The sequence below is a fragment of the Zoogloea sp. JDB1 genome (assembly GCF_056724025.1).
Map to the genome: position 1 here is coordinate 3,359,995 of NZ_CM161496.1, position 26,527 is coordinate 3,386,521.

Below are 26,527 nucleotides of genomic sequence, written 5' to 3' on the forward strand. Positions count from 1 at the left end.
GGACTCTCCCGATCACTTGATGACGAGGGCGCTGAATGGCCAGACGTAGGCCTGCAGCGTCACGAAGATACCCACCAGGCAGGCGAGGGCGATGGAGTGGAAGAACACGTAGCGCAGGATGTCACCTTCGTGGTTGAACCAGCGCGTTGCCGTCGAAGCCACCACGATGGACTGGGCGTCCACCATTTTGCCCATCACGCCGCCGGCACTGTTGGCCGCTCCCATCAGATTGGGGCTCAGGCCGAGCTGTTCCGCCGCAACCTTCTGCATGCCGCCGAAGAGCACGTTGGAGGCTGTGTCGGAGCCAGTCAGCGCGACGCCGAGCCAGCCCATCAAGGTCCCGAAGAAGGGATACAGCACGCCGGTGGAGGCGAAGGCCAGGCCCAGCGTCGTGTCGAGGCCGGAATAACGGGTCAGCGTGCCGAGAGCCAGCATCAGCACGATGGTGATCAGCGAGTAGCGGACCAGCCAGATCGTCTTGCCGTAGGTGCGCAGCAGCGGCAGTGGGTTGTACTTCATTGCGAGGCCACCGACGATGGCTGCCACGAAGATGCCGGTACCAGTGGCGGACAGCAACCCGAAGACATATTCCGCGCCTTCCTTGGTCGGTGTGGCAACGACCGGCGGAACCTTCTCGATCAGCTTGTGCAGACCTTCGATCGGGAACTTCGGGGCGTAGATGCCGTTGAAGTAGGCCTTCACGGCCGGCAGCCCCCAGATGAAGACGAACACCGTCAGGATGAACCAGGGCATCCAGGCGCGCACCACATCGCCGCTGGCGTGGCGGGCGATCGGCGTGGTGGGGGTAGCCTTGCCGCCGTCCTCCTCATGGCCGCGCAGGGAGGTGGAACGCCAGATCTCGGTGGGCTGCCAGACCTTCATGAACAGCACCAGGCAGATCATCGAGCACATCGCGGCGATGACGTCCACCAGCTCCGGGCCGAAGAAGTTGGAGACGATGAACTGCGGGATCGCGAAGGTGACGCCTGCGACCAAGATGGCGGGCCAGATCTGCAGCATCCCCTTGCGCCCGGCGAAGGCCCAGATCAGCCAGAACGGGATAAGCACCGAGAAGAACGGCAGCTGGCGGCCGACCATCGCCGACACGGCCATCACATCATAGTTGTGGACCTTGGCCAGCGTAATGATCGGTGTGCCGAGGGCGCCGTAGGCTACTGGGGCGGTGTTGGCAATCAGGGACAGGCCGGAGGCGGCCAGGGGCGAGAAGCCGAGGCCGATCAGGATGGCCGCGGTTACCGCTACTGGTGTGCCGAAGCCTGCCGCACCTTCGAAGAAAGCGCCGAAGGCGAAGGCGATCAGCAGCAGTTGCAGGCGCCGGTCTTCGGTGATGCCGGCGATGGAGTCCTGCAGGATCTTGAATGATCCGTTCTGCTCGGTGAGCTGATGCAGGAAGATGATGTTAAGCACGATCCAGCCGATCGGCAGCAGGCCAGTGAGGCCGCCCAGGAAGGCCGCCTTGCCGGCCATTTCGGCCGGCATGCCGTAAGCAAAGATGGTGATCAGCAGTGCGCTGGCTAGGCCGGCCGCTGCTGCAATGTGGGCCTTCAGGTGCAAGAAGCCGAGGCCAATCAGCATGACCGCTACCGGGATTGCAGCGACCAGCGTACTCAGCAGCATGCTGCCGAGCGGGTCGTACGTCTGTTGCCAAACCATGGTTTTGTCTCCTCTTTTTGGTGTGGTACTGCGGGTGCTGCAAGTCCGGCCGGACTCCGGCGGCGGCGCCGGGTTTGGGTTCAGGGCAGGGCGTCCTCGACGATCTCGATCCAGTGGCGGACCTCGGTGCGTCCGGCGCCATCCAGATGCATCTGGCAGCCGATGTTGGCGGTGGCGATCAGTTGTGGCTTGCCGCTCTCCAGCGCGTCCATCTTGCGGTCGCGCAACTGGCGGGACAGCTCGGGCTGGGTGATTGAGTAGGTGCCGGCGGAGCCGCAGCACAGGTGTCCATCGGGCACGGCGGTGAGTGAGAAGCCAACGCGGCGCAGTACGCTTTCCACGGCGCCGCCGAGCTTCTGGGCGTGCTGCAGCGTGCACGGGCAGTGGAAGGCGAGGCGCTTGTCGGCGCGTACGCCGAGCTTTTCCAGCGGCTCGCGGGCGAGTATCTCGACTAGGTCTTTGGCCAGTGCGCTGACCCGCGTGGCTTTGTCCCGGTAGGCCGGGTCGTCACGCAGCAGGAAACCGTATTCCTTGACGAAGGCGCCGCAGCCGCTGGCGGTCTGCACGATGGCTTCGGCACCGGCCTCGATGGCCGGCCACCAGGCATCGATGTTGCGGCGAGCCCGCTCCAAGCCTGCGTCCTGGGCGTTGAGGTGGTAATCCACGGCGCCGCAGCAGCCGGCCTCCGGCGCCGGCTGGATGGAAATCCCCAGGCGGTCGAGGATGCGCGCCGCGGCGGCATTGGTATTGGGCGATACGCCGGGCTGCACGCAGCCTTCGAGCATCAGCACGACGCGGCTGTGCCGCGTGGTGGGGCGGGGCTTGGGGGCGTACTGGTGGCGGGGCAGCTTGTCGGCCACCGCGGCCGGCAGGAAGGCACGCAGCGCCGAGCCGATGCCGAGGGCGGCCTTGACGCGCCCCGGGTTGGGGACGATTGCGCGCAACGCCAGGTTGCGCAGGCGCTCGCCGGTGCCGCGCGGCACCAGTTCCTCGACGGTGGCGCGGCCGATGTCGAGCAGCTTGTGGTATTGCACGCCGGACGGGCAGGTGGTTTCGCAGTTGCGGCAGGTGAGGCAGCGGTCCAGGTGGGTGCGGGTGCTCTCGCTGACCTCGCCTGTCTCGAACATCTGCTTCATGAGGTAGATGCGGCCGCGGGGACCGTCCAGCTCGTTGCCGAGGAGCTGGTAGGTGGGGCAGGTAGCATTGCAGAAGCCGCAGTGCACGCAGCTCCGCAGCACGTTTTCGGCCACTTCGGCCCCGTAGCGGTGACGGGCCGCTTCGCTCAGGTTGGTTTGCATGGCGTGTCTGGTCCGGAAATGGGGAAGGCGCGGTGGCGCTTACAGCCTGGCGTACATGCGGCCGGGGTTGAAGATGCCCTGCGGATCGAGTTGGGCCTTGAGCTGACGGTGATAGCGCATCAGCGCGTCGGGCAGCGGCGGCAGCGGGCCGTCGGTGACGCCGGGCGTGTAGCAGTCGGCGTGGCCGCCGGACGATTCGGCGAGGGTGCGCAGTTGCACGGCTTCGGCCGTCGACTTGAGCCACACCTGGGCGCCGCCCCAGTCGATCAGCGCGTCGCCCGGCAGATCGGCCGGCGTGCGGTTGTTGCCCACCGCCAGGCGCCACAGGGGGCGCGGGTCCTTGAAGAAACCGAGCTGGTGGTTGCGCAGCGCATCCCAGAAGTCCGCCGACACTTCTTCGCCACCAAGGAGTTCGCGAGCTGCCTTCACGGAGCTCTCGCCGCCCTCCAGACGCAGCAGCGTGGTGCCGCCGTCCTGGCAGGCGCCGCCGATCGGCAGGGACTGCTGGCCCCATTCGGCGAACTTGCGCAGTGCCCGTGGGCGGTCCATCTCGAGGCGCAGCGTAAGGCTGGCTCGGGGTTTGGGCAGGACCTTGAAGGACACTTCGGTGATCAGGCCGAGGCAGCCGAGGGTGCCGGTCATCAGGCGGGAGACGTCGTAGCCGGCCACGTTCTTGATGACCTCGCCGCCGAAGCGCAGATGCTTGCCGTGGCCGGTGACGATGCGGCAGCCGAGCACGAAGTCGCGCACCGAGCCAACCCATGGGCGGCGCGGGCCGGACAGGCCGGCGGCGACCATGCCGCCGACGGTGGCGCTGCCGGTGAAGTCGGGTGCCTCGCAGGGCAGCATCTGGCCGCCGGCGTCGAGGGCTGCGTTGAGTTCTGACAGCGGCGTGCCGGCGCGGGCGGTGATGACCAGTTCGGCCGGATCGTAGCTGACGATGCCCCGGTGGCCGCGGACGTCCAGTGGTGTGCCGGTCACCGGGCGGCCGTAGAAGGCCTTGCTGCCGCCTCCGGTGATGGAGAGTGGCGTACCGGCCGCCAGGGCGGCCTGGACCTGGGTCAGCAGGGCTTCGGCCTGATCGGCGTCGTGGGTGGGCTCGCTCATCAGAAACGCTCCAGTTCGGGGAAGGGCAGGTGGCCGTGGTGGACGTGCATCGCACCGAACTCGGCGCAGCGGTGCAGGGTCGGGATGTTCTTGCCGGGGTTGAGGAGGCCGGAGGGGTCGAAGGCTGCCTTCACTGCGTGGAAGAAGGTCAGCTCGTCACTGTTGAACTGCACGCACATCTGGTTGATCTTCTCGCGGCCGACGCCGTGTTCGCCGGTGATGGTGCCGCCCACCGCGACGCACAGTTCGAGGATCTTGCCGCCGAGCGCTTCGGCTCGCTCGAATTCGCCGGGCTGGTTGGCATCGAAGAGGATCAGCGGGTGCATGTTGCCGTCGCCGGCATGGAACACGTTGGCGACCCGCAGGCCGTATTCGACCGACAGCTCGGCGGTGCCCTTCAGCACTGCCGGCAGCTGCTTGCGCGGGATGGTGCCGTCCATGCAGTAGTAGTCCGGCGACATGCGGCCGACGGCCGGGAAGGCGTTCTTGCGACCGGCCCAGAACTTGATGCGCTCGGCCTCGTCCCGCGCCAGCTGCACGTCGGTGGCGCCGGCAGTGGCGAGTACCGTCCGCACGCGCTCGATGTCGTCCTGTACGTCGGCGTCGACGCCGTCCAGTTCGCACAGCAGGATGGCCTCGGCATCGACCGGGTAGCCGGCGTGGATGAAGTCTTCGGCGGCCTGGATCGCCAGCTTGTCCATCATCTCTAGACCGCCGGGGATGATGCCGGCGGAGATGATGTCGGCCACCGCCTTGCCGGCCTTTTCGACGGAGTCGAAGCTGGCCATCAGCACGCGGGCAACCTGGGGCTTGGGCAGCAGCTTGACAGTGACTTCGGTGACGACACCGAGCAGGCCTTCCGAACCGGTGAATAGCGCCAGCAGGTCGAAGCCGGCGGCGTCCAGCGCATCACTGCCGAAGGTGACGCGTTCGCCTTCGATGGTCAGCACTTCCACCTTCAGCAGGTTGTGCACGGTCAGGCCGTACTTGAGGCAGTGCACGCCGCCGGCGTTCTCGGCCACGTTGCCGCCGATGGAGCAGGCGATCTGCGATGACGGGTCCGGCGCGTAGTAGAGGCCGAAGGGTTCGGCGGCCTGGGAGATGGCCAGGTTGCGCACACCGGGCTGGACGCGGGCGAAGCGGCCTTCCGGATTCACTTCGAGGATGCGGTTGAAGCGCGCCATCACCAGCAGCACGCCCTGTTCCAGTGGCAGCGCGCCGCCGGACAGGCCGGTGCCGGCACCGCGGGCGACCACCGGCACGTGCATGCGGTGGCATAGCTTGAGCAGGGTTTCCACCTGGTCGAGGCGCTCGGGCAGCACGACCAGCAGCGGCGTGGTGCGATATGCGGACAGGCCGTCGCACTCGAAGGGCTTGAGGTCTTCGCGGGTATGCAGGATCTCCAGATTGGGCATGGTGGCGCGCATCGCGGCCAGCAGTTCGGCGCGGTCCACGTGATGGAGTTCGCCGTCGATCTTTTCGTCGTAGAGGATGTTCATGGCAGGCGGCCTTGACGGTTCCGGTTCGGTTTTGCGCTCATCTCGGGGCGGCTACATGGCTCGGCCGAGTGCTCGGGATGGGCGATACTAGGTTTCGAAGACACTGAAAACAAAGCACTTTTAAAGTGGTCGTACCAGTTTTTTTGAATACATGATTTCCCTTATTGAAAGATAAATCCTTTGAATTCAATGTGATTGAGTAATCAGGGGAGACATGTTGCAGTGCCTGAATCAACTGGTACGACCACTTTGAAAAACGTCGCCGGCGACCCTTTTGAGGTCGCAGAACGCAAGCAGGTGGCCGATTTGGTCGCCGAGCGGATCGAGCGGCTGATCATCGACGGCATCCTGAAGGTGGGGGAGTTGCTGCCGTCGGAGCGGCGCCTGTGCGAAAAGCTGGGCACGTCGCGGACGGCCCTGCGGGAGGGGCTGCGCGTGCTGCGCGGACTGGGCATCATCGATACCCAGCACGGGCGTGGGTCCTATGTGGCGCGCCTGTCCGCCGATCGGGACATGACGCCGCTGATGCATCTGTTCAATTCCCAGCCGCGGACCTTGTACGATCTGCTGGAGGTACGGGTGATCCTGGAGAGCGAGGCGGCGCGTCTGGCTGCGCAGCGCGGGACGCCGGCGGATTTCCTGCTGATCCGGCGGCGCTACGAGGAACTACAAAGCCTGCAGGTGCAGGGGGAAGGGGTGACGCTGGAAGAGCGTGCCCGCGCGGACCATGCCTTTCATCGGGCTATCAACGATGCTTCGCATAACCCGGTACTGGTGCATACGCTGCAGTCCCTGTCGGACCTGATGCTTAGCAGCGTGCTGGCGTCGGTGAGCAATCTCTATCACCGTCCAGTCCACAAGCGGATGCTGGATCGCCACCACGAGCGGATCTACCGGGCGGTGATCGACAGGGATTCCGACAAGGCTTACCGGGCTGCCTGCGCGCACATCAACAGCTTGCGCGATACGTTTCTGGAGATCGAGCAGGAAGAGCAGCGGCTGGTGCGGGCGTCGATGCGGCTGGGGGCTGATCGCTAGGACGCACGTCCGTTGGCGGGTGGTCAGCGCCCGCTGGTCAGGCCGCTTGCGGATGTGGAGTCAGCAGTTCGCACAGCATGTCCACGTGGGTGCTGCGCGCCTCGCGCGACTGGATCGGCACGACGGCGGCTGCCGAGAGTTGCTGGAACAGTTGATGAATGACCGGCGACAGGATCAGCCAGGGGTGATGGACTACGGTGCTGTCCCGGCACAGGCCGCGCTCCACGCAGCGGCGCAGCAGGCTGCCCAGCTGCACGTGCAGGTTGTCCACGGTGTTCTGCCGCCACAGGGTCACGATGTCGGGTAGGCGGTGGCCTTCGGTCAGCAGCAAGCGGGCGGTGGCGCGCAGGGTGGCGTCGCCCAGGTGGGTGTGCAACTGGTCAACCAGCTGTTCGACCAGGCTGCGGATATCGGTGGCGGATTCCAGCAGCGCGTCCACGTCCAGCGTCGGGGCTGTCAACGAGCGGCGCAGCAGTGCTTCGAAGACTGCATCCTTGCCGGAGAAGTGAGCGTAGAAGCCTCCCTTCGAAAGGCCAGCCCGGTTGGCGATGTCGTCGACGCGCGTGGCGCTGTAGCCGTGGGCCGAAAATTCTGCCAGGGCTGCGTCGAGGATCAGGGGGATTCGGGTGGCGGGGGTGAGGCGCTTGCGCGGATGGCTGGCGCCAGTGTCGTTACTGGGTGTGTTGCCGGTGGGCATGTCGCTGGGCCCGGATGAAATTTGATGGGCCCATAAAGATAACCGATATACCCCTCGGCGGCTACGGGGTTTATGCGATCCGCTTAAAAACTTTTTGGTCGTCAGGTGCAGCGAGACGCCTTGAAGGCCGATTTGTGCGTCCGCCCAGATGAGCCAGGCGGCGCGGCGAAGCCGGACTCAGGCGGCGATCAGCAACTGCGGGTAGGCGGAATCGGCAACGCTGCTGCATGCGGAGGCACAAGCCTGCTCCACGGCGCCATCGAGACACTGCTTGGCGCACTGGGCGCAACGTCCACATTCCTCGGTCACGCCAAGCTGCTGCCGCAGGTCGCGCAGACGCCGCGCTCCGCCCTGAACGGCGGTTTCGATGTGCTTTTCAGTCACGGCACGACAGATGCAAACGTACATTGTCTTCTTTCCTTCACACCCGGATTGCGGGTTGCTCAGACGATCGGATAAAGGCGCAACACGAGGCTGGCTGCCGCAACACACCCCGCAAGCCCAACGCACAAGAGGGCTGCAAGGCCAGTGGCAGACAGTGGGCGCTGGCCGGTGGGTTCGGTCCAGTGGCCGGGGAGACCATCGTGGTGGCGGAGTCGGGCGGATGTCGTCATTTCGTCAGTATCAGTTTGCCGGCACGTGTGGCTCGAAGTGCATAAATCATGCCTTCATGCTCGATGAACACGCAGTTGCGGTCGTTGAAGAGATCCTTGCTCCGGATCGGCACCTCGAACTGGCCTACATCGGCTTCGAGGGCTGCGTCGCAAGACGGGTGCTGGGCCGGAGCGTTAAGATTTTCCACTTGGACACGAATGCTAATGAGAACGGTTCCTATTAAATATCTGAGAATCGTTTTCGTCAACAGGCTTGTGAAGAAAATCTGCATTACGCGGTTTCTGCGTCGCATCGCGAACAGCGACCGTGGGGTTTCCGTGCTGTCGGAGCCGGTCGTTTCGGTGGCGGAGGGCGGCGGCGGGGTAGAATCCAGCCCCTTCCGCAGTCTTGATTACTTATTTGCACCATGCCGCTGATCACCCTTGACGATGCCTGCCTCGCCTTCGGCCACGTTGCCTTGCTTGATAAGGCCAGTTTCCAGCTCGACCCCGGCGAGCGGGTTGCACTGATCGGCCGTAACGGTAGCGGTAAATCAAGCCTGTTGAAGGCGCTGGCCGGGCAGGCCATGCTGGACGACGGGCGCCTGTGGCGGCAGCCGGGCGCGCGTATCGCCTATGTGCCCCAGGAGGCGGACTTCCCGCTGGAGCGTACGGTGTTCGAGACCGTGGCCGATGGCCTGGGCGACGTGGCCCGCCTGCTGGTGGACTATCACGAGGCCATGCTGGCTGTGGCTGACGACGCCAGCGCGGCCAACCTGGCGCGGCTCGAAGAACTGCAGCACCGCGTCGAGGACGCCCAGGCCTGGCGCCTGGAGCAGCGTGTCGAACAGATTCTGGCCCAGCTCAAATTGTCGGGCGAAGCGATCGTCGGCAGCCTGTCCGGCGGCGGTATCAAGCGCGTGGCACTGGCCCGGGCGCTGGTGGGCGAGCCGGAAATGCTGCTGCTCGACGAGCCGACCAACCACCTGGACATCGACGGCATCCTGTGGCTCGAAGAACTGATCCGCGATTTTCCGGGCGCGGTGGTGGTCATTACCCACGACCGGGTCTTCCTGAACCATGTGGCGACGCGCATCGTCGAGCTGGATCGCGGCATCCTGAGCAGCTTTCCCGGCCGCTTCAGCGACTACCAGACGCGCAAGGCCGATCAGCTGGATGCGGAAGACAAGGCCAATGCCCGCTTTGACAAGCTGCTGGCGCAGGAAGAGGTGTGGATTCGCAAGGGCGTCGAAGCGCGGCGGACCCGCAACGAAGGCCGCGTGCGGCGCCTGGAGGCCCTGCGCCGCGAGCGCAGCGCCCGCCGTGACCGTTTTGGTAACGTCAAGCTGGCGCTGGACCGGGGCGAGAGCAGCGGCCAGCTGGTGGCCGAGCTGACCCATGTGAACAAGCGCTTCGGCGAGCGGCAGATCGTCCGCGATTTCTCGACGCGCATCCTGCGCGGCGACCGCATCGGCCTGATCGGCCCCAACGGCGCGGGCAAAACCACGCTGTTGAAGCTGATCCTCGGTGAGCTCGAAGCGGATGACGGTACGATCAAGCGGGGCACGCGCCAGACGGTAGCCTACTTCGACCAGCTGCGCGCGCAGCTCGACCCCGAGGCGCCGCTGACCGAGGTCATCAGCCCGGGTTCCGATTATGTGGAAATCGCTGGCCACCGCACCCACGTCATCGGCTACCTGGAGGATTTCCTGTTCTCGCCGCAACGGGCCCGTTCGCCGGTCAAATCCCTGTCGGGTGGTGAACGCAACCGCCTGCTGCTGGCCCGCCTGTTTGCCCGTCCGGCCAATGTGCTGGTGCTTGACGAGCCGACCAACGACCTGGACATCGAAACCCTCGACCTGCTCGAAGACCTGCTGGCCCAGTACGACGGCACCGTGTTCCTGGTCAGCCACGACCGGGCCTTCCTCGACAACGTGGTGACACAGGTGATCGCCGCGGAGGGCAACGGCAACTGGAAGGAATACGCCGGCGGTTACGAGGACTGGCTGCGCGTGCGTCCCGCGCCCGAAGGCGCCAAACCGGCTGCCGCACCCAAGCCGGTCCAGCCGAAGAAGGAGGAACCCAAGCCGCAGGCAGCGAAGCCGGCCAAATTGAGTTGGAAGGAACAGCGGGAACTGGAAGCCTTGCCGGACCGCATCGCGGCGCTGGAGGAGGAGCAGGGCACCATCCAGGCCCGCCTCAACGACCCGGCCATTTACCGGGACGCCCCGCAGGAGGTGCCGGCCCTCAATACCCGTCTGCAGGTGCTGGAGGGTGAGATCGAGGCTGCCATGCTGCGCTGGGAGGAACTGGAGTCCCGCGGCGCCGGCAAGTGAGCGCGCTCAGAGGGGCGGCGGCATTGCCCCGAGCGGATCGCCGCCCGCCGCGAGCAGGGGCTCCACGGCTTCGTGCGGCACGGACAGCCGGCTGAGCAGTGTCTCCCGATTGATGTGCAACAGCTCGGTGATCGCGCTGAGGTCGTCGGGAATGGCCGGATCGTCCCACCCCTGCGCCGTGTGGCGGGCCAGGCTGTTGGCCAGTTGAACGGTACGCACGCGCGGATTCTCGATCTGCCGCTCGTCCAGCATGGACACCAGCAGTTCCGGCAACCGCCAGTGATGGACCAGGGCCAGCTGCAGCTCGCGCGCCGAGAAGTTGAAGATCGACTTCTGGGCGGATGAGGAGCGCAGGCTCCGGTCGATGTGCTGCATCTCGTACACCTGATAGGTCAGCTTTGGCGCCAGAGACCAGCACAGAATCTCCGTGCCCTCGGCGAGCAGCGCGGCGACGGTGATCTCATCCACGTCCAGGTCATGGCGCACGATGGCCCAGTCGCGCGCGTAGCGGGCGGCCCGGCGGGCCCGACTGATCACCTTGAGCACGCCGACAAGAGCCTTCGGATACGCAGCGAGCTGGTCTTCAATTGTCGGCAGGTCGGAGAACTGACGCAGGAAGGGCGAGATGCCCATCATCATGATCGCCCGCTCGACGGTGGTGATGTCGTGATTCTGCCGGGAGCGTCGGTTTTCCTCGAGGTGGATCAGCACGCGCAGCGTCATCATTGGATCGCTCAGCACCAGCGCGGCGACCGTGCGGCCGTTGATGTGATCCTCCCTGCTACGCATCGTCTGCAGTTCCTTGACCGTGTGCTTGAGGACAGGCAGGGGCTGTTGGCTGAAGAACGCGATGTAGGCGTCCAGGGTCTCGAAGGGGACGTTGATCAGGGCCATGTCGGTGCTCCTGCGGGCGATGAATCCATTTACGGCATTTTGCATGCGGTATTGAGGCGTGGCGCGGCTGGGCGTCAAGTTGGCAGGGCTATAATCGACCGATAACCAACATGAGGCGCCATTCCGGTGTCCGGCAACGAGGAGAAACGCATGACCGTCACCCTTTCCCCCTTCAAGGCCTATGTGATCCGCCAGGACGAGAACCGCAAGGTTTCCGCCGCGATGGAAGCCCTCGCCGCCGATGCGCTCGACGCAGGCGAGGTTCTAATCAAGGTGGCCTATTCCAGCGTGAACTACAAGGACGCCCTGGCTGCGACGGGCGCCGGCAAGATCATCCGTCGCTTCCCTTGCATCGGCGGCATCGACCTGTCGGGTACGGTGGTGGAAAGCAGCGATCCGCGCTTCAAGGCGGGTGACGAGGTCATCGCGACCAGTTTCGACATCGGCGTGGCCCATCACGGCGGTTACGCGGAATATGCGCGGATCCCGGCCGGCTGGGTTGTGCCGTTGCCCGCCGGCTTGAGCCTCTTCGATGCGATGGCCCTCGGCACCGCCGGCTTCACGGCCGCGCTGGGCATCGTGCGCATGGAGGACAACGGCCTGCGTCCAGAGAACGGCCCGGTGATCGTCACCGGAGCCAGCGGCGGCGTCGGTGGCCTGGCCATCGACATGCTGGCCGGGCTCGGCTACCACGTGGTCGCGCTGACAGGCAAGGCGCATGAAGAGGCCTATCTCAAGGACCTCGGGGCCGCCGAGATCCGCCTGCGCGACACCATCGACCCGGCCAAGACGCGCCCCCTCGACGCCGGCCTGTGGGCCGGTGCGGTGGACAACGTGGGCGGTGACATCCTGACCTGGGTGTTGTCTACGATGAAACAGGCCGGCACGGTGGCGAGCATCGGCAACGCCCAGAGCATCGCCCTCAACGCCACGGTGTTTCCGTTCATCCTTCGTGGGGTCAGCCTGCTCGGCGTGGATTCCGGCTACATCGGCTTCCCGACCCGCAGCACTGTCTGGCAGCGCCTGGCGTCCGACCTCAAGCCGCGCCACCTTCACGAGATGACCCGGACGGTGCCGTTTGCCGATCTGCCCGGCGTCTTCGACGACTTCATCGCCGGCAAGGTCAAGGGGCGCACGGTGATTGCCGTTAACCCTTAAAGATTCATTCATCCAGCGAGTCCCAGCATGAGCGACGACAGCGAGCAGACCCTGCCACGGGTCTTGATCATCGACGATTCCCGGATGGTGCGGGCTTCCATCATCCGGCACATAAGGGACCGCTTCGAGGTGCGCGAGGAGGCTGACGGTGAAGCCGGCTGGCAGACCCTGATGGTCGATCCGACCATCCAGGCCGTCATCACCGACATCGGTATGCCCAACCTGGACGGCTACGGTCTGCTGGAGCGCATCCGCGGCTCGCGCATCTCGCGCATCAACACCTTGCCGGTGGTGGTGATCTCCGGCGACGACGAGCCCGATGTGCGCGTCCGCGCCAAGAGCGCGGGCGCCACCGACTTCATCTCCAAGAGCATCGGCAACGTGGAGTTGCTGGCCCGCCTGGAGGCGCTGACCCAGCTCGCCCGCACCCAGCGGGACCTGGAAGAGAGCCGGGCTGCGTTGGCCAGTGCGAGCCCGGTGGACCCCAGCTCCGGCCTGGCCACGCCGTCCTACCTCCATTACCACGCGGCGCAGGAACTCTCTCTGGCCCAGCGCCGCCACGCCGATGTATCGGTGATGGTCATCGAGATCGACCATTTCGACGCGCTGGTGGCCCGTTACGGCGCCCACGTGGCACAGCTGGTCAACCGCAAGCTGTCGAAGATCCTCGCCACCAAGCTGCGCCAGGAAGACACCGTCGCCGAACTCGCACCGGCGCGCTTCGCGGTGGTGTCGCCGAGCACCAACATGAACGGGGCCTGCGCGTTTGCAATGCGCCTGCGGACGGCCTTCGACCATATTGTGATGACCTACCGGGAGGAGCGCATCCGCATCCAGATCACCATCGGTCTGGCCGCGACGACCCCCGGCGCCGTGCAGACCGTCAGCCACCTGATCGGCGTGGCGATGGAGCGCATTGCCAGCGGGCGTGCCGCCGGCGGCAACCGGGTGGTCGGTGCCGACGGCGAAGTCACGCAGGACATGGTTGTCGAACAGCCCGTGCGTGCACAGGTCAGCATCGACCAGCTCCTGGCGCGCCTGCGTACCACCGGATTGGACGCAAGCCTGCGCAAACAACTTCCCGATGCCATACGGACGCTCTTACCGCTGCTGGAATTGATAGAATCCGAGCTTCCTTCCGGCCTGCCGCTGGCAGCCCTCGCCCGCGCCGCAGAAACCGGATCGAAGATGGAACAGAAAAACGACTAAGGGACAGACGCTGCAACGGGCGGACGTACTGCTCCCACAAATATGAAAATGGTTTGGACTATTCAAGAATAGGGAGAGGATCCGATGGCTACATACAAGGAATTTCACAAGCGCTCGATCGAAGACCGCAATGGCTTCTGGGGCGAGCAGGCCGAGCTGGTGCACTGGAACAAGCAGCCCAGCCAGATCTACGATTTTTCCAACCCGCCGTTCGTCAAGTGGTTCGTCGGCGGTGAGACCAACCTCTGCTACAACGCGGTAGACCGTCACGCCGAGACCCATCCGGATCGCAAGGCGCTGGTCTTCATCTCCACCGAAACCGACCAGGAAAAGGTCTACACCTTCTCCGAGCTGCGCACCGAAGTCATGCGCATGGCGGCGATCTACCAGAGCCTCGGCGTCAAGAAGGGCGACCGCGTGCTGATCTACATGCCGATGATCGCCGAAGCTTGCTTCGCGATGCTGGCGTGTGCGCGCATCGGCGCGATCCACTCGGTGGTGTTCGGCGGTTTCGCTTCCCACTCCCTCGCAACCCGCATCGACGATGCCAAGCCGACCGTCATCGTGTCCGCCGACGCCGGCATGCGCGGCGGCCGTCCGGTCCCCTACAAGCACCTGCTCGACGAAGCCATCAGTCTGGCCGAACACAAGCCCGCCAGCGTGCTGATGGTCAACCGTGGCCTCGACAAGGACATGGCCATCGTCGAAGGCCGTGACGTCGACTACGCCACCCTGCGCGAGCAGCACCTCAATGCCGAGGTTCCGGTGACCTGGCTCGAATCCTCCGAACCCAGCTACATCCTGTACACCTCCGGTACCACCGGCAAGCCGAAGGGCGTGCAGCGCGATACCGGCGGCTACGCCGTGGCGCTGGCCGCGTCCATGAAGCACATCTACTGCGGCAACGCGGGCGAGACCTTCTTCTCCACCTCCGACATCGGCTGGGTGGTCGGCCACAGCTACATCATCTACGGCCCGCTGATCGCCGGCATGGCCACCGTGATGTACGAAGGCACGCCGCTGCGCCCCGACGCCGGCATCTGGTGGAAGATCTGCCAGGATCACGAAGTCACCGTGATGTTCAGCGCGCCGACCGCGATCCGCGTGCTGAAGAAGCAGGACCCGGCCTTCCTCAAAAAGTATGATCTCTCCAAGCTGCGCACCCTGTACTGCGCCGGCGAGCCGATGGACGAAACCTCCCACCAGTGGATGATGGACGAGCTGGGCATCCAGGTCATCGACCACTACTGGCAGACCGAAACCGGCTGGGCGATGCTGTCCCTGATGCCCGGCGTCGAGCACCACGAAGTGCAGCTCGGCTCCCCCGGCTTCCCGGTGTATGGCTACGACGTGCGCCTGTTCCGCGATGACGGTTCCGAGTGCGGCCCCAACGAAAAGGGCATCGTCGGCGTCGTGCCGCCGCTGCCGCCCGGCTGCCTGTCCACCGTGTGGGGCGACGACAAGCGCTTCGTGTCCACCTACTTCACGCTGTTCCAGGAGCCGCTGGTCTACTCCAGCTTCGACTGGGGCATCAAGGACGACGCCGGCTACTACAAGATCCTCGGCCGTACCGATGACGTGATCAACGTCGCCGGCCACCGCCTGGGCACCCGTGAGATCGAGGAAGCGGTGCAGTCCCATCCCGCCATCGCCGAAGTGGCGGTGGTTGGCGTGGCCGACCAGCTCAAGGGCCAGATGCCGATGGCCTTCGCCGTGGTCAAGGACCCGGCCATCATCGACACCCCGGAAAAGGTCGCCGAGCTCGAGAAGGCCGTCATGAAGATCGTCGACGGCAGCCTCGGTGCCATCGCCCGTCCGGCACGCGTGCACTTCATCTCCGGTCTGCCCAAGACCCGCTCCGGCAAGATGCTGCGCCGTTCCATCCAGGCGCTGGCGGAAGGCCGCGATCCGGGCGATCTGACCACCATCGAGGATCCTTCGACCCTCGAACAGATCAAGGCGGCCCTGGGCGCGAAGTAAGCCTGGCCTGCAGTTGATCCATGGAGCCGACCGGTCATCAGCCGGTCGGCTTTTTTATTCACGGGTGCCCCATGCGTTTTCCGTTCATCCTGATGTTCGCCGTCGTGCCGCAGCTGGCCATTGCCGCGCCACGCATCGTGTGCCACGCCGAGTACGACGGCACGCCCCAGGACGTTTCATTCGCGGCGGCGAGCACGCCCTACACCGTGGCGCCGCGTCCGATCTACGACGATTTCCAGCTGCGCGTGGTCCTGCGCGACAAGCCCGCCGATCTGGCCGGCGTGCGAATCCAGGTGTTCTGGAACCGCAAGGACGAGCCGGTGATGATCCAGGAGGCTCGCTATCCGTGGCCACCACGGCCGGTGGGGCAGCGCTACGGTTTCACCGGGCTGCAGCGTATCTACGAACCGTACCGTGATGGCGAACTGAGCTACTGGTGCGAAGTGACGAAGGAGGGCACGCGATGAAAAAGTGGCTGGCATCCGCCGCCGTACTGGTGGGCCTGTGTGGCGTAGGGCTGCGCGCGCAGGCCGAAGAACTGCGCATCCTGTTCGCCGGCGACATCATGCTCGCCGACGGACCCGGCAAGGCCATTGCCGCGGGGCGCGATCCGCTTGCCGCGGTGGCGCCACTGCTGGCCGGCGCGGACTACCGCATTGGCAACCTGGAATGCGCGGTGGCGAAGGATGGCGTACCGATGGCCAACAAACCCTACGTTTTCCGCGCCGAGCCGGATGTGGTCAAGGTGCTGCAAGGGCGCTTCGACGCGGTGGCGGTGGCCAACAACCATGCCGGCGATTTCGGCAAGGCGGCCTTCGTCGAAACGATGGATCACGTCGCGGCGGCAGGTATCAAAGTGGTCGGCGGCGGCCGCAATCTCGTCGAGGCACACAAACCCCTGTGGATCGAGGCCAAGGGCCTGCGCATCGCGATCCTCGCATACAACGAATTCAAGCCGCGCTCCTTCGAGGCCGGCGCCGCCACGCCCGGCATCGCATGGAGCGAGGACAGCGAGGTGATCTCGGACATCCGTGCCGCCAAGCGGGCCGGCGCGGACCTGGTGATCCCCTTCATGCACTGGGGCTGGGAGTACGAGCCGGAACCCGGCGAGCGGCAGCGGCGGCTGGCGCGCCGGATGATCGATGCCGGCGCGGCGGCGGTGGTCGGCGGCCATCCCCACGTCACGCAGGGGGCGGAGGTCTACAAGGGGCGGCCGATCATCTACAGCCTCGGCAACTTCGTCTTCGACGGCTTCGATTTCCCGGAAGCCCAGACCGGATGGCTGCTGCAGTTCAGCGTGGATCGCCACGGCGTACGGCGCTGGCACACGGTGGAGGCGCACATGGACGGAGAAGGCCTGCCCACACTGGCGCCCGATGCGCTGACCCCCTGCGGTTCGCGGGGCGACCGCCACATACGCCAGTGCCGCGGCGGCGGTGAACTGGCCGCAAAACCCTAAACCAGCCCGTCGAACAGCTGGACGTGGACCGCGTCGCCGGCCGCCACGTCGCCCTGGTTCTCGTCCAGCACGATGAAGCAGTTGGCCTCCGACATGGAGCGCAGGATGCCCGAGCCCTGTTTGCCGGCGGGGCGGACCTTCCATTCGCCGGCTTCCTCGAACAGGCGGCCGCGCAGGAACTCCCGGCGGTTCGCCAGCTTGCGGATCGCCTCGCTGCAGATCACGCGGGTCAGTGGGCGTTCCGGCAGCGGATCGAGGCCGGCGATCTTCAGCAGCGCATCGACGACGAACTGGTAGTAGGTGACCATCACCGCCACCGGGTTGCCCGGCAGGCCGAACATCCAGGTCTCGCCGATGCGTCCGAAGGCCATCGGCCGGCCGGGCTTGATGTCGATTTTCCAGAAGCTCACTTCGCCAAGGCGCTGCATCAGCGCGCGGATGAAGTCCGCCTCGCCGACCGACACGCCGCCGGTGGTCAGCACCACATCGGCACAGGCCGCCGCGTTGCGGAAAGCGGTTTCGAGGGCCTCCGGCTGGTCCGGGACGACGCCCATGTCCACGATGTCGCAACCCAGCTTGGCGAGTGCTCCGTACAGCGTATAGCGGTTGGAGTCATAGACTTCGCCCGGCGCCAGCGGCCGGCCGATGCTGGCCAGCTCGTCGCCGGTGGAGAAGAAGGCCACCCGCAGGCGCCGATGGACGCTGACCTCGGCCAGCCCGAGGGAGGCCACCAGCCCCAGCTCGGCCGGGCCGACGAGCTTGCCGCGGGGCAGGGCGACGGCGCCCTCGGCCAGGTCTTCGCCGGCCCGCCGCACGTTCTGGCCACGGCGGATGCCGGGCGGCACCACGATCGCGTTGCCGTCCCGGCGCGCCACCTCCTGCACGACGATGGTGTCGGCACCGAGGGGCATCACCCCGCCGGTCATGATGCGCACCGCCTGGCCGGGGCCGACGAGGCCGGAAAAACCACGGCCTGCCAGCGCGGTGCCAACCACCTGCAAACTTACGTCGGCATCGGCCTTCAGATCGTCGGCGCGTACCGCATAGCCGTCCATCGCCGAATTGTCGTGGGCCGGCACATTGCACGGCGCCACCACGTCTTCGGCCAGGATGCGCCCGAGGGCGGCGCGGATTGCCACGCGCTCCCAGCCGGCTAGCGGCTGGACGCGTCCGAGGATGATGCGCCGAGCCTCGGCGGCGGTGATCGACTTGCGGCTGTCGGAGCCGCTACAGCCTGCGTTCATGTCCATCGCGCATCTCCTGCTGGGGAGGTGAAATTAATAGCACATTGGATGGCTGCGTGACCATGCGGCGTCGCGCAAGGATTTTTTCATATGAAAAAAATTTTCTGTCGGCTGAAAAAATCGATTTTTCAGGCGAAAAAATGATCGGGTGGCGTCACTGGAGAGCTTTGTCATATGACGAAATGCCCGAGCGCCGCCGCTTGATTGATTTTTCTTCGTAACGGAATCGTCTGGCGGCGTGAAAAAACCATTATTCCGTGCCGCTGGAGGATTCTGTGGCGTGAAGAATGGCTTCTGCTATATGAAAAATCGGGATTTTCACGTGAAAAAATGAATATTTGGCACCACTGAATCATTCCGTGGTGCCGGAGAATGTTCTTTTCACGAGGTACAAGCTGCGTGGGCGGCCGTCAGGACAGTCCGGATACGCAGGGCATCCGGCGGAATTGGGCCTATCTCCACGCCCCGCCCGAAGGGTTGACGATCCCCATCTGCGTAAATAGTGTCCGTTTAGAACAGCTTTCTTGTCAGCGAAAAATACAATTTATCCGCATCTTCAGCGGTCTGAGTAAATCCCAACTTTGTGAGCCACCTTATCCCTCGCGCATCATTTTTCTTGGCTTCCGAATTGACCACTCCGTATTTTTCGAGAGCAGGGTACAGAATGGATCGGATGTAAGGTCTCGGATTCCACTGTTTTTGGTACTCTGGTGCAATAGATGTGTGTATCTCGGCATCTCTTTGGATTATCGCGCCAACAACAGCACCAGAAAGAAAAACAGGGTGGATTAACCAGCCTTGTCTTTCAAGCTCTGAAAGCACTAGCTCCGCTGGGCAGGTTGCCTCGGACCCTTTTAGTAGTTGCTCAACTGCTAAGATCCGGACATCTTTTAAGGAGTCCTGGTGCGCAGCCATCGAATTTCAAGATGAAGTAGAAAGCCCGGCAAGATTAAACCCCTTGAAGTACAAAGGCAGCATTTCTCTCATCCATGACGTTGCTTCGGCAATGTAAGATGCGTCTAAGCCAAATCGAGTCCCAATTTTATTAATCAAGAGCTCTTCGTTTTTGTGATATTTGTTATCGGATAGGACTAAACCAAGCGTTTCAAGGAATACGACACGCCGAGTAATTTCGCTCTTTTCAGAGAATGAATTAAGGATTTCATCCTCGTCAAGAGTAGGGGCAAAATCCGTGGGGAGGCCCATGAGCGTGCAATAGCCACCAATTAACGCTTGCTCGCTTTCGTGAATTTCGTCGTCGCAACGCGCAGCAATCATAAGCAGAGAAAGAAGGCTTTCTTTTTCTTGATATGTCAGCAAAGGAAAAAACAAGATGGTCGCCTCGTCAGATTACGGAAAAGTAGGGCCGCGATGAAAATTAAATTTCCAGAACACCACTGCCGCTCTCAAAGAGTCGCCCAACTTCCGCGACACCGTTGAGGGGATTGGTGGCTACGATTCCTTGAATCGTACTCAATGCTTCAGTTGCCACCGAATCCTGATTGTTCTCCATAGCCTTGTCCAGTCTCAATAAGACCTCTTCGATAGTTTCTTTTCTCAGTCCGAATTCTCTTGCTAAGTGAGCTTCTAACAGCTCCTTCTTTGCGTCGATTGCAACCTGAAACTTATGCAGATCCGCAGATATTGCATGTCTCTTTGTCTCCTCTTGCTCTTTTGCAAGCGCGTATTCCTTTTTAGCGTCCAGAATAGCCTTGGCAAGATCCAAAAGGCCTGCGCTTTCATTGCCCGATGGCGCCTTCCCCTTTTGGGGCGCGGGGCGATTCTTAATCGTCTTGAGTTCGTTCATGCTACGCCATCCAATTTAGAGTCAGTGGCAATGTGCCTCAAAGCGGCCTCGGACTCGTCACTGGGATGCCCTGAGTCATCGAAGACTTTTACTCTCATCAAGTTTGCAAGTTCGCGGACGAAGTGTGCACAAAGTGCGATGGTATTCTTGTCGGCAGTGCTGCAAGCGTTGTAATCAACGTTTCCGTGGGCGTCTTTGTTGGCGTTGTAAGCCTCGTAAAGGCGTGGGAGTATGTTGCTCGAACAGATGGATGATAGTTTTACCAAGGCTCCTTCAATTTCACCGATCCGTTGATCGATGCCATTGCGCAGGATGGATATCTGGTAACTGGCTTTGCCAATTTCCTTCTTCGTATTAGCGTAGTGTTCGTGCGCTTCTGTTAGAGCCTTTTCGGAATTTTTTGCGTAATTCCAAGACAATACGATTGCAGCAGGAAAAACTGTAATACCCCCGAGTACGGCATTCCCGAGTGCCATTCCGCCACCGCCTGCAGCTAGCGATCCACCTCCAAGGGCAGCTAAGGTCGCATTTGTCGCAGCGGCGCCACTCAACGAAGAGATCGCTGTTCCCGTAGACGCGATGCCGAACTGCGCCATGAAAGCGAGCGATCCAGTGGACGCTGCCTGCATCAAGCTCATACCCTGATCGAGTTGATTGAGCAGATCTTTGGCAGAAAGAGTAGCCTTTTCAAGTTTTTTAACTTCAGCCTTGGTGAACAGCTTGTCGAGATCCGTATCATCAAGAAAGTCAGTAGACTTTTCTTTAGATTGAGTAATCCTTTTAAAGACGTCGATAGCAAGGGTGATCTGCTCGGAATAAATGGCAAGCTTCACAATGTTGAGCTTTTCGAGCTTTGAAACGGTATCTGCCTTTTTTGCATCGAGTTCATCCATAATTTCCGCGAACTCGGATTTTGCCTTGCTAATTAATTCGTCGGCTTCGTCGAAGTTATTGAATGCGGTGACGATATTTGAGCCGGTATAAGCAGTAGCGCCAACAATAGCTGCTGCAACACCCTCTGTCCCCAGGAAGCCTACCGTTGTACTCACAGCGCTAGCTGCAAGCGCTCCTGCAGAGGATGCCGCGGTAGTAACGGCGGTCCCGACTGCCGTACCGGCAAGGGTCGAACCGGCAGCACCAACTGCTGATGTAACAGCTGCGGCAGCTTCCAGGGCCGCAGCACCTGTAGCCGTACTCCCAATAGCAGTTGCAGCGGCCGATCCGGCCGTAGTGATAAGACCTGTTGCCGCAGAACCAACCGTTGTAACGCCGGCACCAACAGATGCGGCTGCGCCAACAATTGTGGATGCGGCAGCGGAGGCTGCGCTCCCTACGGCAGTGCTGCCAATTGCGGCACCCGCGACTGACGCTGCTCCAGCAACAGCGCTTCCAGCGGCTGCCGCAGCTCCGGCAGCCGCTGTACCTGCCGCCGCCGCTGCTCCACCTACGGTTGCTGCGGCGCCAGCTACGGCCGTGCCAGCTGCTGCTGCACCTGATCCGATCGCAGCCACAATAGGCCCCAAGACAGCGATGACTGGCATACCCACTTCTCCTATTTTGTTTTTGAGAGCGAGATGATTGTATGCCGATCCGCTTCTGACCCTGCGCAAAGTAGTTCCATCTGTGATTATTTTCATATCGCATTCACCCCTCTGTCGCCTTGCCACCGTTGGAGTGCTGCCGTGGGACAAGCCCCAGCCATGCGGCCAGTTGTCGGCCGTTCTTGAAGCTGTGCGCATCCGTGATCGAGGTCACCAGTGCCGTGGCCGTCAGCGGTCCAACGCCCGGAATCTTCTCGAGGCGCTGACTCTGGATGCAGCGGCGGTGCCATTGCCGGATCTGTACCTCGAGTTCGCCAATCTGCCGGTCCAACTCCGCTAGGTGTTCGTGCAGGCGTCGCACCAGACGCCGGAACGCGTCTGGCACCTGATCACCGACACCATCAAGAAGTACCAGTAGCTGTTTGCGCAACGCGCAGAGTCCTGCGGGAAGCACCAAGCCGAACTCGGCGAGCAAGCCCCGGATCTGGTTGGCCTGGGCAGTGCGTGCGACAACGAAGCCTTGGCGAACCCGATGCAGTGAGAGCACCGCCTGCTGCTCGACGCTTGCGACAGGGACAAAGCGCATATTTGGCCGGGAGACCGCTTCGCAGATTGCCTCGGCATCCGCCGCATCGTTCTTGTTGCCCTTCACATTGGGCTTTACGAACTGCGGGGACATCAGCCTGACGGTATACCCGAAGCCCTCAAACGTGCGCGCCCAGTAACGTGCGCTTCCCGTTTGCCAGTTATTTCGATCCAGCCCAGCTTTTCGGGAACGGGGGGACTTGTTAAAGTGAAAATGCAGTTTACAAATTCGTATTTGATGTTAGTTTACGAATAGTGATTTCACTTTAGAGTGGCCGTGATGAAGATCAATGAGCAGGAAAAGGAACGAACCCGGGAGCGGATCCTGGAGGCGGCGGTCGATGTGGTTAGCGCCAAGGGCTTCCGCGCGGCGTCGATGCGCGAGATCGCGCAGCGGGCCGGGGTGGGCGATGCCACCATCTACAATTATTTCCCTAGCAAGGAAAAACTGGTCTATGGCTACTGCGAGCAGGTGCAGCGGCGAGTGATGGCCGGCTTGCAGGGGATTGCCGATTTCCACGAATACTCGCTGGTCGAGCAGTTGCAGCAGCTGGTCGATCTGGAACTGCAAACCTGGCTGCCAGCGCGCGAATTCCTGCGCGAGGTGTTCGAGCTCAGTTTTCAGGCGCCGGGTGCTGCACACGAGCTGCTGGCGGTAAGCCGCCAACTCAACCAGCACATGGTCGTCGACCTGCTCGACGCCGCCATCGAGGCCGGCGAGATTCCGGCGCAGCCCTACAGCGAATTGCTGCCGCGCCTGTTCTGGGATTTTCAGACCGGCATCCTTGCCTACTGGCTGAAGGACGATTCGGAAGGCTTCGCCAACACCACGCAACTGCTCGATCGCAGCATGGAAATTGTCGGCGGCATCCTGCATCTGGGGCTGATCGGCAAAGCCTTCGATCTCGTCTCCTTCCTTTTCCGCAGCCATGTGCTGAGCCATCTGGAGAGCTTTGCCAGCCTGCGTCAGGCGGCAATGGCGACGAAACGGCGCTTCATGGCCGGCAGCGATGAAACCCGCCCTGCCTGAGGGGCGCCTGGCGCGCGCCGGGGTGGCCGGCAAGGCGGCGGTAAAGGTTGGCCTGGGCCACCTCGGCCACGGTCTGAAGCGGCCTTTCCTGTCGCCGGCGCAGCAGGCGGAGGAGCGCACCGCGCTCGACGAGCGGCATGCCCGCGTGCTGTTCGAGGCGCTGACCCAGTTGCGCGGCACGGCCTTGAAGGCGGCGCAGATGCTGGCCATGGAGGTGGAATTGCTGCCGGAGGCTTACCGCCGCGAACTGGAAAAATCCTGCCACCAGGTGCCGCCGCTCAACCGCGTGCTGGTGCGCAAGGCCTTGCAGCAGGCGTTTGGACAGGCCCCGGAAGTGCTTTTCGCCCAGTTCGAGAGCGAGGCTTTTGCCGCCGCCAGTCTCGGGCAGGTGCATCGCGCCCGGCTGCACGACGGCCGGGCGGTGGCGGTGAAGATCCAGTATCCCGGCATCCACGTCGCCATCGACAGCGACATGACCCTGTTGCGCCAGTTGGCGCGCGGCTTGCCCAATGCCGCACTGATCCAGCAGTCGCTGGAAGAAATCCACGCCCGCCTGCGCGAGGAAGTTGATTACCGGGCGGAAGCGGCGCAGACGGCGTGGTTCGCCGAACGCGCGGCCGGCGACGGCATTGCGCTGGTGTCGCCGGTCCCGGAACTATGCAGCGAACGCGTGCTGACCACGGAAATGGCCGACGGACTGCACCTCGATGCCTGGCTGGCCGGCCAACCGTCGCAGGCGGCGCGAGACCGCGCCGGGCAACAGTTCTACGACTTCTTCGTCGATTCCACCCGGCGTCTGCACCGTCTGCACGCCGACCCCAATCCCGGCAATTACCTGTTTCACCCCAATGGTAGCGTGACCGTCATCGATTTCGGTTGCGTGCGCGAGATTTCGCCCGTGTTTGCCGAAGCCCTGCCTCAACTGCTGCAGGCCTATGCCAACGACGATTCCACGGCGCTGTTCGCCACCTATCGCCGGTTGGGTATGGAACACCGCGGCGATCATGATCAGGTCTATCGCGACATCCTGCGCCCCTTCGGCACCTGGCTGCTCGAACCGATGCAGGCCGAGAGCTACGACTTCGCCACCCATGCCGACTACACCTGGCACGGCCAACAGCTCATGCACAAAATGAGCGGCCTCAAGGGCCTGGACCGGCTGGCCGACGAATTCATCTATTTCGACCGCACCTTTTACGGCCTGTGCAAGCTGTTCGAGCGCCTTGGCGCTCGCGTGCGCATGCGCCATCACTGGTTTGCCGGGGAGAGCGGGGCGCTTGCAGCGTCCGCGGTTGTTTAGCGAGGGTTTTGCCATGTACAACATCTGGCTGATCGGCGGCGCCGTTCTCAGTGGTATTGCCGCGCTGCTGCATGTCCTCATCGTCTGGGGCGGAGCCCCCTGGTATCGCTTTTTCGGGGCCGGCGAGGACATGGCCAGCGCCGCAGCAGCCGGCCAGCTTTATCCGGCTGTCGTCACGCTCTGCATCGCTCTGGTGCTAAGTGCCTGGGCGGCCTATGCTCTGGCCGGAGCTGGCGTTCTAACGGCGCTGCCCAGGCAGAAAGCGGCGCTGGTGGCGATTACCGCCATCTATCTGATGCGCGGCCTCGCCATCCTGCCCTTGCTGGTTTTTGCCAGCCAGCAGGCGACGCCGTTTCTGGTGTGGAGTTCGCTTATCTGCCTTGGCTACGGCATCGTGCATCTAATCGGCGTCGCCCAGGTGTGGACGCGGTTGTGAATCGGCTCGCCATCCGTCGCGCGCCTTGGGTGGCAGTGGGTTGAATGCGCATCCCGGATGTCCTTGAGACCTTGCAGGGGCAGGGCGCCTTTCGTTCGGAAGAGGCGGCCTGTGTCGCCATCCACGATTTCGTGCGCGATGAAATCGCCTTCGGCTTTACTGCCGGCTTTGAAGGCGTCACGCCCGACCACACCTTGGCGCTTCGGCGCGGTCACTGCAATGCCCAGGGCGACCTGTTCTGTGCCTTGCTGCACGCCGCCGGCATTCCGGCCAGGCTGCGCTTCGTGGCGCTCGACAAGCGTGTGCTGTTCGGTGCTGTACCTTTGCCGGTCTACTACTGTCTACCGGCGAGACTGTTTCACGCCGTCAGCCAGGTGCGGGTGGCCGGGCGTTGGTGGCATACCGACAGCTATCTCTTTCAGCCGGCAATGCTGCATCTTCAGAAACAGCGTCTGGCCGAATCGGGGTTGGCCGTCGGTTTCGGCCTGACAGCCGCCGCCAGCGGCGACTGGGACGCCCGGCAGGACAGTTTTTCCCAGGCAAATGCCGGCGACCTTGACGACAGCAACCCGGTCTTTGCCACGCTGGCCGAAGCATTGGCCGCCCGGGCCGGCAACAACCGCCTGCTCGGCATTCATTTCAATCGCTGGCTTTCGCTGGTGCCGCAGGGTTTGCATCGTTTTGCCGAGGGCTATCTCAACAGCCGGCTGCCCTTGCCGGAGCCATCCGGAATAGGTGATGGTGCCGTCCTGCGCAGATGACGGAAGCGGCCATTGCTCATCATGAGCGGCTGACCTACATTAGCTCAGCGGGCGGCGGAGCCGTCCGCTGGAGCGAAAGGTTGGGCATCACCCGGAGAGCAAGCTGCTCTACCAGCGAAGGTGTCCCCCGCAGTGAAAGCCCGATGTAGGTTTCTGCCACAGCCTCGATCTCCCCTTTGGGCAGCTTGATCTGATAGACGGTCATTTCTTGGCTACCGCCCAACGTCCATTCCTTGTCAGTGATCGAACCGCCCAGAGCCTCGATCTCGGCAGCAAGTCGATCGAACAACGCGTCGTCGTATTCGGAACCAAGCACGATCTCGATCATGGTGCTGCCCAACGTTTGAGTTCACCGGACTTGCGCGGCTTTATGCGCCAGGTCCGGTGGAATGATGGGTTGGGCCACGGACAGTAGATTCGTGAAGGCAAATTGGCTAAATGAAGGGCTGCACGATAAGCCACACAAAGCGCCGGAACCCGAGCCGCACCCACAAGCGCACCGGGAACCACGAACGGCCGCATTTAATATTCCCTTGAACAGTAACGGCACGTATTGCCAACAAAGGGCGTAACCGTACCGCTCGGAGTGATGGTTGCGCTGGCTTTGCAATGTGGGCAAACCAAAACGGCGAACCCAGCAACTGCAAAACAGATGCCAAAGATCAAGGCAACAACACCGGCCAAAGCCTGGGTTGATGCCGGCAAAACGGCAACTAGGACGCCAGCCAGACCGAGAGTTGCTGTTACGCAAGATAGATATAACAGCATGGCTTTCGTTCGTAGGCGCATGACTTTACTGTGAGGCCCAACGTGGAGGTGAGAGGCTACGGTCCGCCATCTCCGGCACGGCGTCCCAGCGGCGAAGCCGCGTCTCGACCGTA

25 protein-coding genes and 1 pseudogene are annotated in these 26,527 nt (G+C 63.1%); 11 read left to right on the plus strand and 15 right to left on the minus strand.

Translation table 11 applies throughout. The features are described 5' to 3' along the window. Positions 1 to 12: 12 nt before the first annotated feature. From AC1PPK_RS15145 to glcD, 4 genes are all read right to left on the minus strand, one after another. A complete protein-coding gene (locus AC1PPK_RS15145; protein WP_481113866.1) occupies positions 13 to 1,674 on the minus strand; it encodes an L-lactate permease in 1,662 nt (553 codons plus the stop codon). Between the two features lie 80 nt (positions 1,675 to 1,754). After that, a complete protein-coding gene (glcF, locus tag AC1PPK_RS15150; RefSeq protein WP_481113867.1) occupies positions 1,755 to 2,972 on the minus strand; it encodes a glycolate oxidase subunit GlcF in 1,218 nt (405 codons plus the stop codon). 39 nt (positions 2,973 to 3,011) lie between these two features. After that, positions 3,012 to 4,079, minus strand: coding sequence for a glycolate oxidase subunit GlcE (gene glcE / locus AC1PPK_RS15155; protein ID WP_481113868.1), 1,068 nt, complete (start codon positions 4,077 to 4,079; stop codon positions 3,012 to 3,014). Then, entirely contained in the window at positions 4,079 to 5,578 is a 1,500-nt protein-coding gene (glcD, locus tag AC1PPK_RS15160; RefSeq protein WP_481113869.1) for a glycolate oxidase subunit GlcD, read from the minus strand. Before glcD ends, glcE begins: the two co-directional genes overlap by 1 nt. 222 nt (positions 5,579 to 5,800) lie before the next feature. On the opposite strand from glcD, the gene glcC reads away from it, so the two are divergent. After that, a complete protein-coding gene (gene glcC, locus AC1PPK_RS15165) occupies positions 5,801 to 6,616 on the plus strand; it encodes a transcriptional regulator GlcC (protein ID WP_481113870.1) in 816 nt (271 codons plus the stop codon). A gap of 37 nt (positions 6,617 to 6,653) precedes the next feature. Here the strand turns inward: glcC and AC1PPK_RS15170 are convergent, their stop codons facing one another. The 3 genes from AC1PPK_RS15170 to hemP form a co-directional block, all read right to left on the minus strand. Then, positions 6,654 to 7,313, minus strand: a complete 660-nt coding sequence (locus AC1PPK_RS15170) for a TetR/AcrR family transcriptional regulator (protein ID WP_481113871.1) — start codon at positions 7,311 to 7,313, stop codon at positions 6,654 to 6,656. 177 nt (positions 7,314 to 7,490) lie between these two features. Beyond that, the gene (locus AC1PPK_RS15175; protein ID WP_481113872.1) at positions 7,491 to 7,721 is read right to left on the minus strand and encodes a (2Fe-2S)-binding protein; all 231 of its coding nucleotides are present in this window, start codon (positions 7,719 to 7,721) and stop codon (positions 7,491 to 7,493) included. A 202-nt stretch (positions 7,722 to 7,923) separates the two neighbouring features. Continuing rightward, positions 7,924 to 8,199 carry a hemin uptake protein HemP gene (gene hemP / locus AC1PPK_RS15180; protein WP_481113873.1) on the minus strand — a complete coding sequence of 92 codons (276 nt, stop codon included), beginning with the start codon at positions 8,197 to 8,199 and terminating at the stop codon, positions 7,924 to 7,926. Between the two features lie 135 nt (positions 8,200 to 8,334). On the opposite strand from hemP, the gene AC1PPK_RS15185 reads away from it, so the two are divergent. Continuing rightward, positions 8,335 to 10,242: an ATP-binding cassette domain-containing protein gene (locus tag AC1PPK_RS15185; RefSeq protein ID WP_481113874.1), complete on the plus strand. Its 1,908-nt coding sequence runs from the start codon at positions 8,335 to 8,337 to the stop codon at positions 10,240 to 10,242. 6 nt (positions 10,243 to 10,248) lie between these two features. Here the strand turns inward: AC1PPK_RS15185 and AC1PPK_RS15190 are convergent, their stop codons facing one another. Continuing rightward, positions 10,249 to 11,136 carry an HDOD domain-containing protein gene (locus tag AC1PPK_RS15190; RefSeq protein WP_481113875.1) on the minus strand — a complete coding sequence of 296 codons (888 nt, stop codon included), beginning with the start codon at positions 11,134 to 11,136 and terminating at the stop codon, positions 10,249 to 10,251. 150 nt (positions 11,137 to 11,286) lie between these two features. Between AC1PPK_RS15190 and AC1PPK_RS15195 the strand changes: the two genes are divergently transcribed. The 5 genes from AC1PPK_RS15195 (at position 11,287) to AC1PPK_RS15215 (ending at position 16,942) form a co-directional block, all read left to right on the plus strand. Further along, entirely contained in the window at positions 11,287 to 12,294 is a 1,008-nt protein-coding gene (locus tag AC1PPK_RS15195; protein WP_481113876.1) for an oxidoreductase, read from the plus strand. 27 nt (positions 12,295 to 12,321) lie between these two features. After that, positions 12,322 to 13,503, plus strand: a complete 1,182-nt coding sequence (locus AC1PPK_RS15200; protein ID WP_481113877.1) for a GGDEF domain-containing response regulator — start codon at positions 12,322 to 12,324, stop codon at positions 13,501 to 13,503. Between the two features lie 84 nt (positions 13,504 to 13,587). Continuing rightward, positions 13,588 to 15,483, plus strand: a complete 1,896-nt coding sequence (locus AC1PPK_RS15205; protein WP_481113878.1) for a propionate--CoA ligase — start codon at positions 13,588 to 13,590, stop codon at positions 15,481 to 15,483. 71 nt (positions 15,484 to 15,554) lie between these two features. Then, the gene (locus AC1PPK_RS15210; RefSeq protein WP_481113879.1) at positions 15,555 to 15,950 is read left to right on the plus strand and encodes a hypothetical protein; all 396 of its coding nucleotides are present in this window, start codon (positions 15,555 to 15,557) and stop codon (positions 15,948 to 15,950) included. Beyond that, on the plus strand, positions 15,947 to 16,942 hold the full coding sequence (locus AC1PPK_RS15215) for a CapA family protein (RefSeq protein WP_481113880.1): 996 nt from the start codon (positions 15,947 to 15,949) through the stop codon (positions 16,940 to 16,942). The genes AC1PPK_RS15210 and AC1PPK_RS15215 overlap by 4 nt, the downstream gene beginning before the upstream one ends. Here AC1PPK_RS15215 and moeA read toward each other — a convergent pair. The 6 genes and pseudogenes from moeA to AC1PPK_RS15245 all read right to left on the minus strand — a co-directional run. Further along, positions 16,939 to 18,186 carry a molybdopterin molybdotransferase MoeA gene (moeA, locus tag AC1PPK_RS15220; protein ID WP_481118227.1) on the minus strand — a complete coding sequence of 416 codons (1,248 nt, stop codon included), beginning with the start codon at positions 18,184 to 18,186 and terminating at the stop codon, positions 16,939 to 16,941. The genes AC1PPK_RS15215 and moeA overlap by 4 nt on opposite strands. A gap of 510 nt (positions 18,187 to 18,696) precedes the next feature. Next, on the minus strand, positions 18,697 to 19,101 hold the full coding sequence (locus AC1PPK_RS15225; protein ID WP_481113881.1) for a hypothetical protein: 405 nt from the start codon (positions 19,099 to 19,101) through the stop codon (positions 18,697 to 18,699). A gap of 6 nt (positions 19,102 to 19,107) precedes the next feature. Continuing rightward, a complete protein-coding gene (locus AC1PPK_RS15230; protein ID WP_481113882.1) occupies positions 19,108 to 19,518 on the minus strand; it encodes a tellurite resistance TerB family protein in 411 nt (136 codons plus the stop codon). A 46-nt stretch (positions 19,519 to 19,564) separates the two neighbouring features. Then, a complete protein-coding gene (locus tag AC1PPK_RS15235) occupies positions 19,565 to 19,993 on the minus strand; it encodes a hypothetical protein (RefSeq protein WP_481113883.1) in 429 nt (142 codons plus the stop codon). After that, positions 19,990 to 21,630: a hypothetical protein gene (locus AC1PPK_RS15240; protein WP_481113884.1), complete on the minus strand. Its 1,641-nt coding sequence runs from the start codon at positions 21,628 to 21,630 to the stop codon at positions 19,990 to 19,992. Before AC1PPK_RS15240 ends, AC1PPK_RS15235 begins: the two co-directional genes overlap by 4 nt. A gap of 16 nt (positions 21,631 to 21,646) precedes the next feature. Continuing rightward, a pseudogene (locus AC1PPK_RS15245) lies at positions 21,647 to 22,270 on the minus strand (IS110 family RNA-guided transposase); the annotation flags it as partial. A 129-nt stretch (positions 22,271 to 22,399) separates the two neighbouring features. Here AC1PPK_RS15245 and AC1PPK_RS15250 point away from each other — a divergent pair. From AC1PPK_RS15250 to AC1PPK_RS15265, 4 genes are read left to right on the plus strand one after another with little or no spacing between them, the layout of a single operon-like run. Continuing rightward, positions 22,400 to 23,149 carry a TetR/AcrR family transcriptional regulator gene (locus AC1PPK_RS15250; protein WP_481118228.1) on the plus strand — a complete coding sequence of 250 codons (750 nt, stop codon included), beginning with the start codon at positions 22,400 to 22,402 and terminating at the stop codon, positions 23,147 to 23,149. Continuing rightward, complete coding sequence (locus tag AC1PPK_RS15255) at positions 23,130 to 24,449, plus strand: ABC1 kinase family protein (protein ID WP_481113885.1); 1,320 nt, start codon at positions 23,130 to 23,132, stop codon at positions 24,447 to 24,449. The genes AC1PPK_RS15250 and AC1PPK_RS15255 overlap by 20 nt, the downstream gene beginning before the upstream one ends. Before the next feature lie 13 nt (positions 24,450 to 24,462). After that, positions 24,463 to 24,885: a hypothetical protein gene (locus AC1PPK_RS15260; RefSeq protein ID WP_481113886.1), complete on the plus strand. Its 423-nt coding sequence runs from the start codon at positions 24,463 to 24,465 to the stop codon at positions 24,883 to 24,885. Between the two features lie 44 nt (positions 24,886 to 24,929). Further along, on the plus strand, positions 24,930 to 25,646 hold the full coding sequence (locus tag AC1PPK_RS15265; protein WP_481113887.1) for a transglutaminase-like domain-containing protein: 717 nt from the start codon (positions 24,930 to 24,932) through the stop codon (positions 25,644 to 25,646). A 34-nt stretch (positions 25,647 to 25,680) separates the two neighbouring features. On the opposite strand, the gene AC1PPK_RS15270 is transcribed toward AC1PPK_RS15265, so the two are convergent. After that, positions 25,681 to 25,974: a hypothetical protein gene (locus tag AC1PPK_RS15270; protein WP_481113888.1), complete on the minus strand. Its 294-nt coding sequence runs from the start codon at positions 25,972 to 25,974 to the stop codon at positions 25,681 to 25,683. Between the last annotated feature and the right edge of the window lie 553 nt (positions 25,975 to 26,527).

Excerpts from the sequence above, each read along its gene's own strand:
- AC1PPK_RS15145 (WP_481113866.1), bottom strand. The coding sequence starts at position 1,674 with ATGGTTTGGCAACAGACGTACGACCCGCTCGGCAGCATGCTGCTGAGT.
- glcF (WP_481113867.1), bottom strand. The coding sequence starts at position 2,972 with ATGCAAACCAACCTGAGCGAAGCGGCCCGTCACCGCTACGGGGCCGAA.
- glcE (WP_481113868.1), bottom strand. The coding sequence starts at position 4,079 with ATGAGCGAGCCCACCCACGACGCCGATCAGGCCGAAGCCCTGCTGACC.
- glcD (WP_481113869.1), bottom strand. The coding sequence starts at position 5,578 with ATGAACATCCTCTACGACGAAAAGATCGACGGCGAACTCCATCACGTG.
- AC1PPK_RS15170 (WP_481113871.1), bottom strand. The coding sequence starts at position 7,313 with ATGCCCACCGGCAACACACCCAGTAACGACACTGGCGCCAGCCATCCG.
- AC1PPK_RS15175 (WP_481113872.1), bottom strand. The coding sequence starts at position 7,721 with ATGTACGTTTGCATCTGTCGTGCCGTGACTGAAAAGCACATCGAAACC.
- hemP (WP_481113873.1), bottom strand. The coding sequence starts at position 8,199 with ATGCAGATTTTCTTCACAAGCCTGTTGACGAAAACGATTCTCAGATAT.
- AC1PPK_RS15185 (WP_481113874.1), top strand. The coding sequence starts at position 8,335 with ATGCCGCTGATCACCCTTGACGATGCCTGCCTCGCCTTCGGCCACGTT.
- AC1PPK_RS15190 (WP_481113875.1), bottom strand. The coding sequence starts at position 11,136 with ATGGCCCTGATCAACGTCCCCTTCGAGACCCTGGACGCCTACATCGCG.
- AC1PPK_RS15195 (WP_481113876.1), top strand. The coding sequence starts at position 11,287 with ATGACCGTCACCCTTTCCCCCTTCAAGGCCTATGTGATCCGCCAGGAC.
- AC1PPK_RS15200 (WP_481113877.1), top strand. The coding sequence starts at position 12,322 with ATGAGCGACGACAGCGAGCAGACCCTGCCACGGGTCTTGATCATCGAC.
- AC1PPK_RS15205 (WP_481113878.1), top strand. The coding sequence starts at position 13,588 with ATGGCTACATACAAGGAATTTCACAAGCGCTCGATCGAAGACCGCAAT.
- AC1PPK_RS15210 (WP_481113879.1), top strand. The coding sequence starts at position 15,555 with ATGCGTTTTCCGTTCATCCTGATGTTCGCCGTCGTGCCGCAGCTGGCC.
- AC1PPK_RS15215 (WP_481113880.1), top strand. The coding sequence starts at position 15,947 with ATGAAAAAGTGGCTGGCATCCGCCGCCGTACTGGTGGGCCTGTGTGGC.
- moeA (WP_481118227.1), bottom strand. The coding sequence starts at position 18,186 with ATGAACGCAGGCTGTAGCGGCTCCGACAGCCGCAAGTCGATCACCGCC.
- AC1PPK_RS15225 (WP_481113881.1), bottom strand. The coding sequence starts at position 19,101 with ATGGCTGCGCACCAGGACTCCTTAAAAGATGTCCGGATCTTAGCAGTT.
- AC1PPK_RS15235 (WP_481113883.1), bottom strand. The coding sequence starts at position 19,993 with ATGAACGAACTCAAGACGATTAAGAATCGCCCCGCGCCCCAAAAGGGG.
- AC1PPK_RS15240 (WP_481113884.1), bottom strand. The coding sequence starts at position 21,630 with ATGAAAATAATCACAGATGGAACTACTTTGCGCAGGGTCAGAAGCGGA.
- AC1PPK_RS15250 (WP_481118228.1), top strand. The coding sequence starts at position 22,400 with ATGAAGATCAATGAGCAGGAAAAGGAACGAACCCGGGAGCGGATCCTG.
- AC1PPK_RS15255 (WP_481113885.1), top strand. The coding sequence starts at position 23,130 with ATGAAACCCGCCCTGCCTGAGGGGCGCCTGGCGCGCGCCGGGGTGGCC.
- AC1PPK_RS15260 (WP_481113886.1), top strand. The coding sequence starts at position 24,463 with ATGTACAACATCTGGCTGATCGGCGGCGCCGTTCTCAGTGGTATTGCC.
- AC1PPK_RS15265 (WP_481113887.1), top strand. The coding sequence starts at position 24,930 with ATGCGCATCCCGGATGTCCTTGAGACCTTGCAGGGGCAGGGCGCCTTT.
- AC1PPK_RS15270 (WP_481113888.1), bottom strand. The coding sequence starts at position 25,974 with ATGATCGAGATCGTGCTTGGTTCCGAATACGACGACGCGTTGTTCGAT.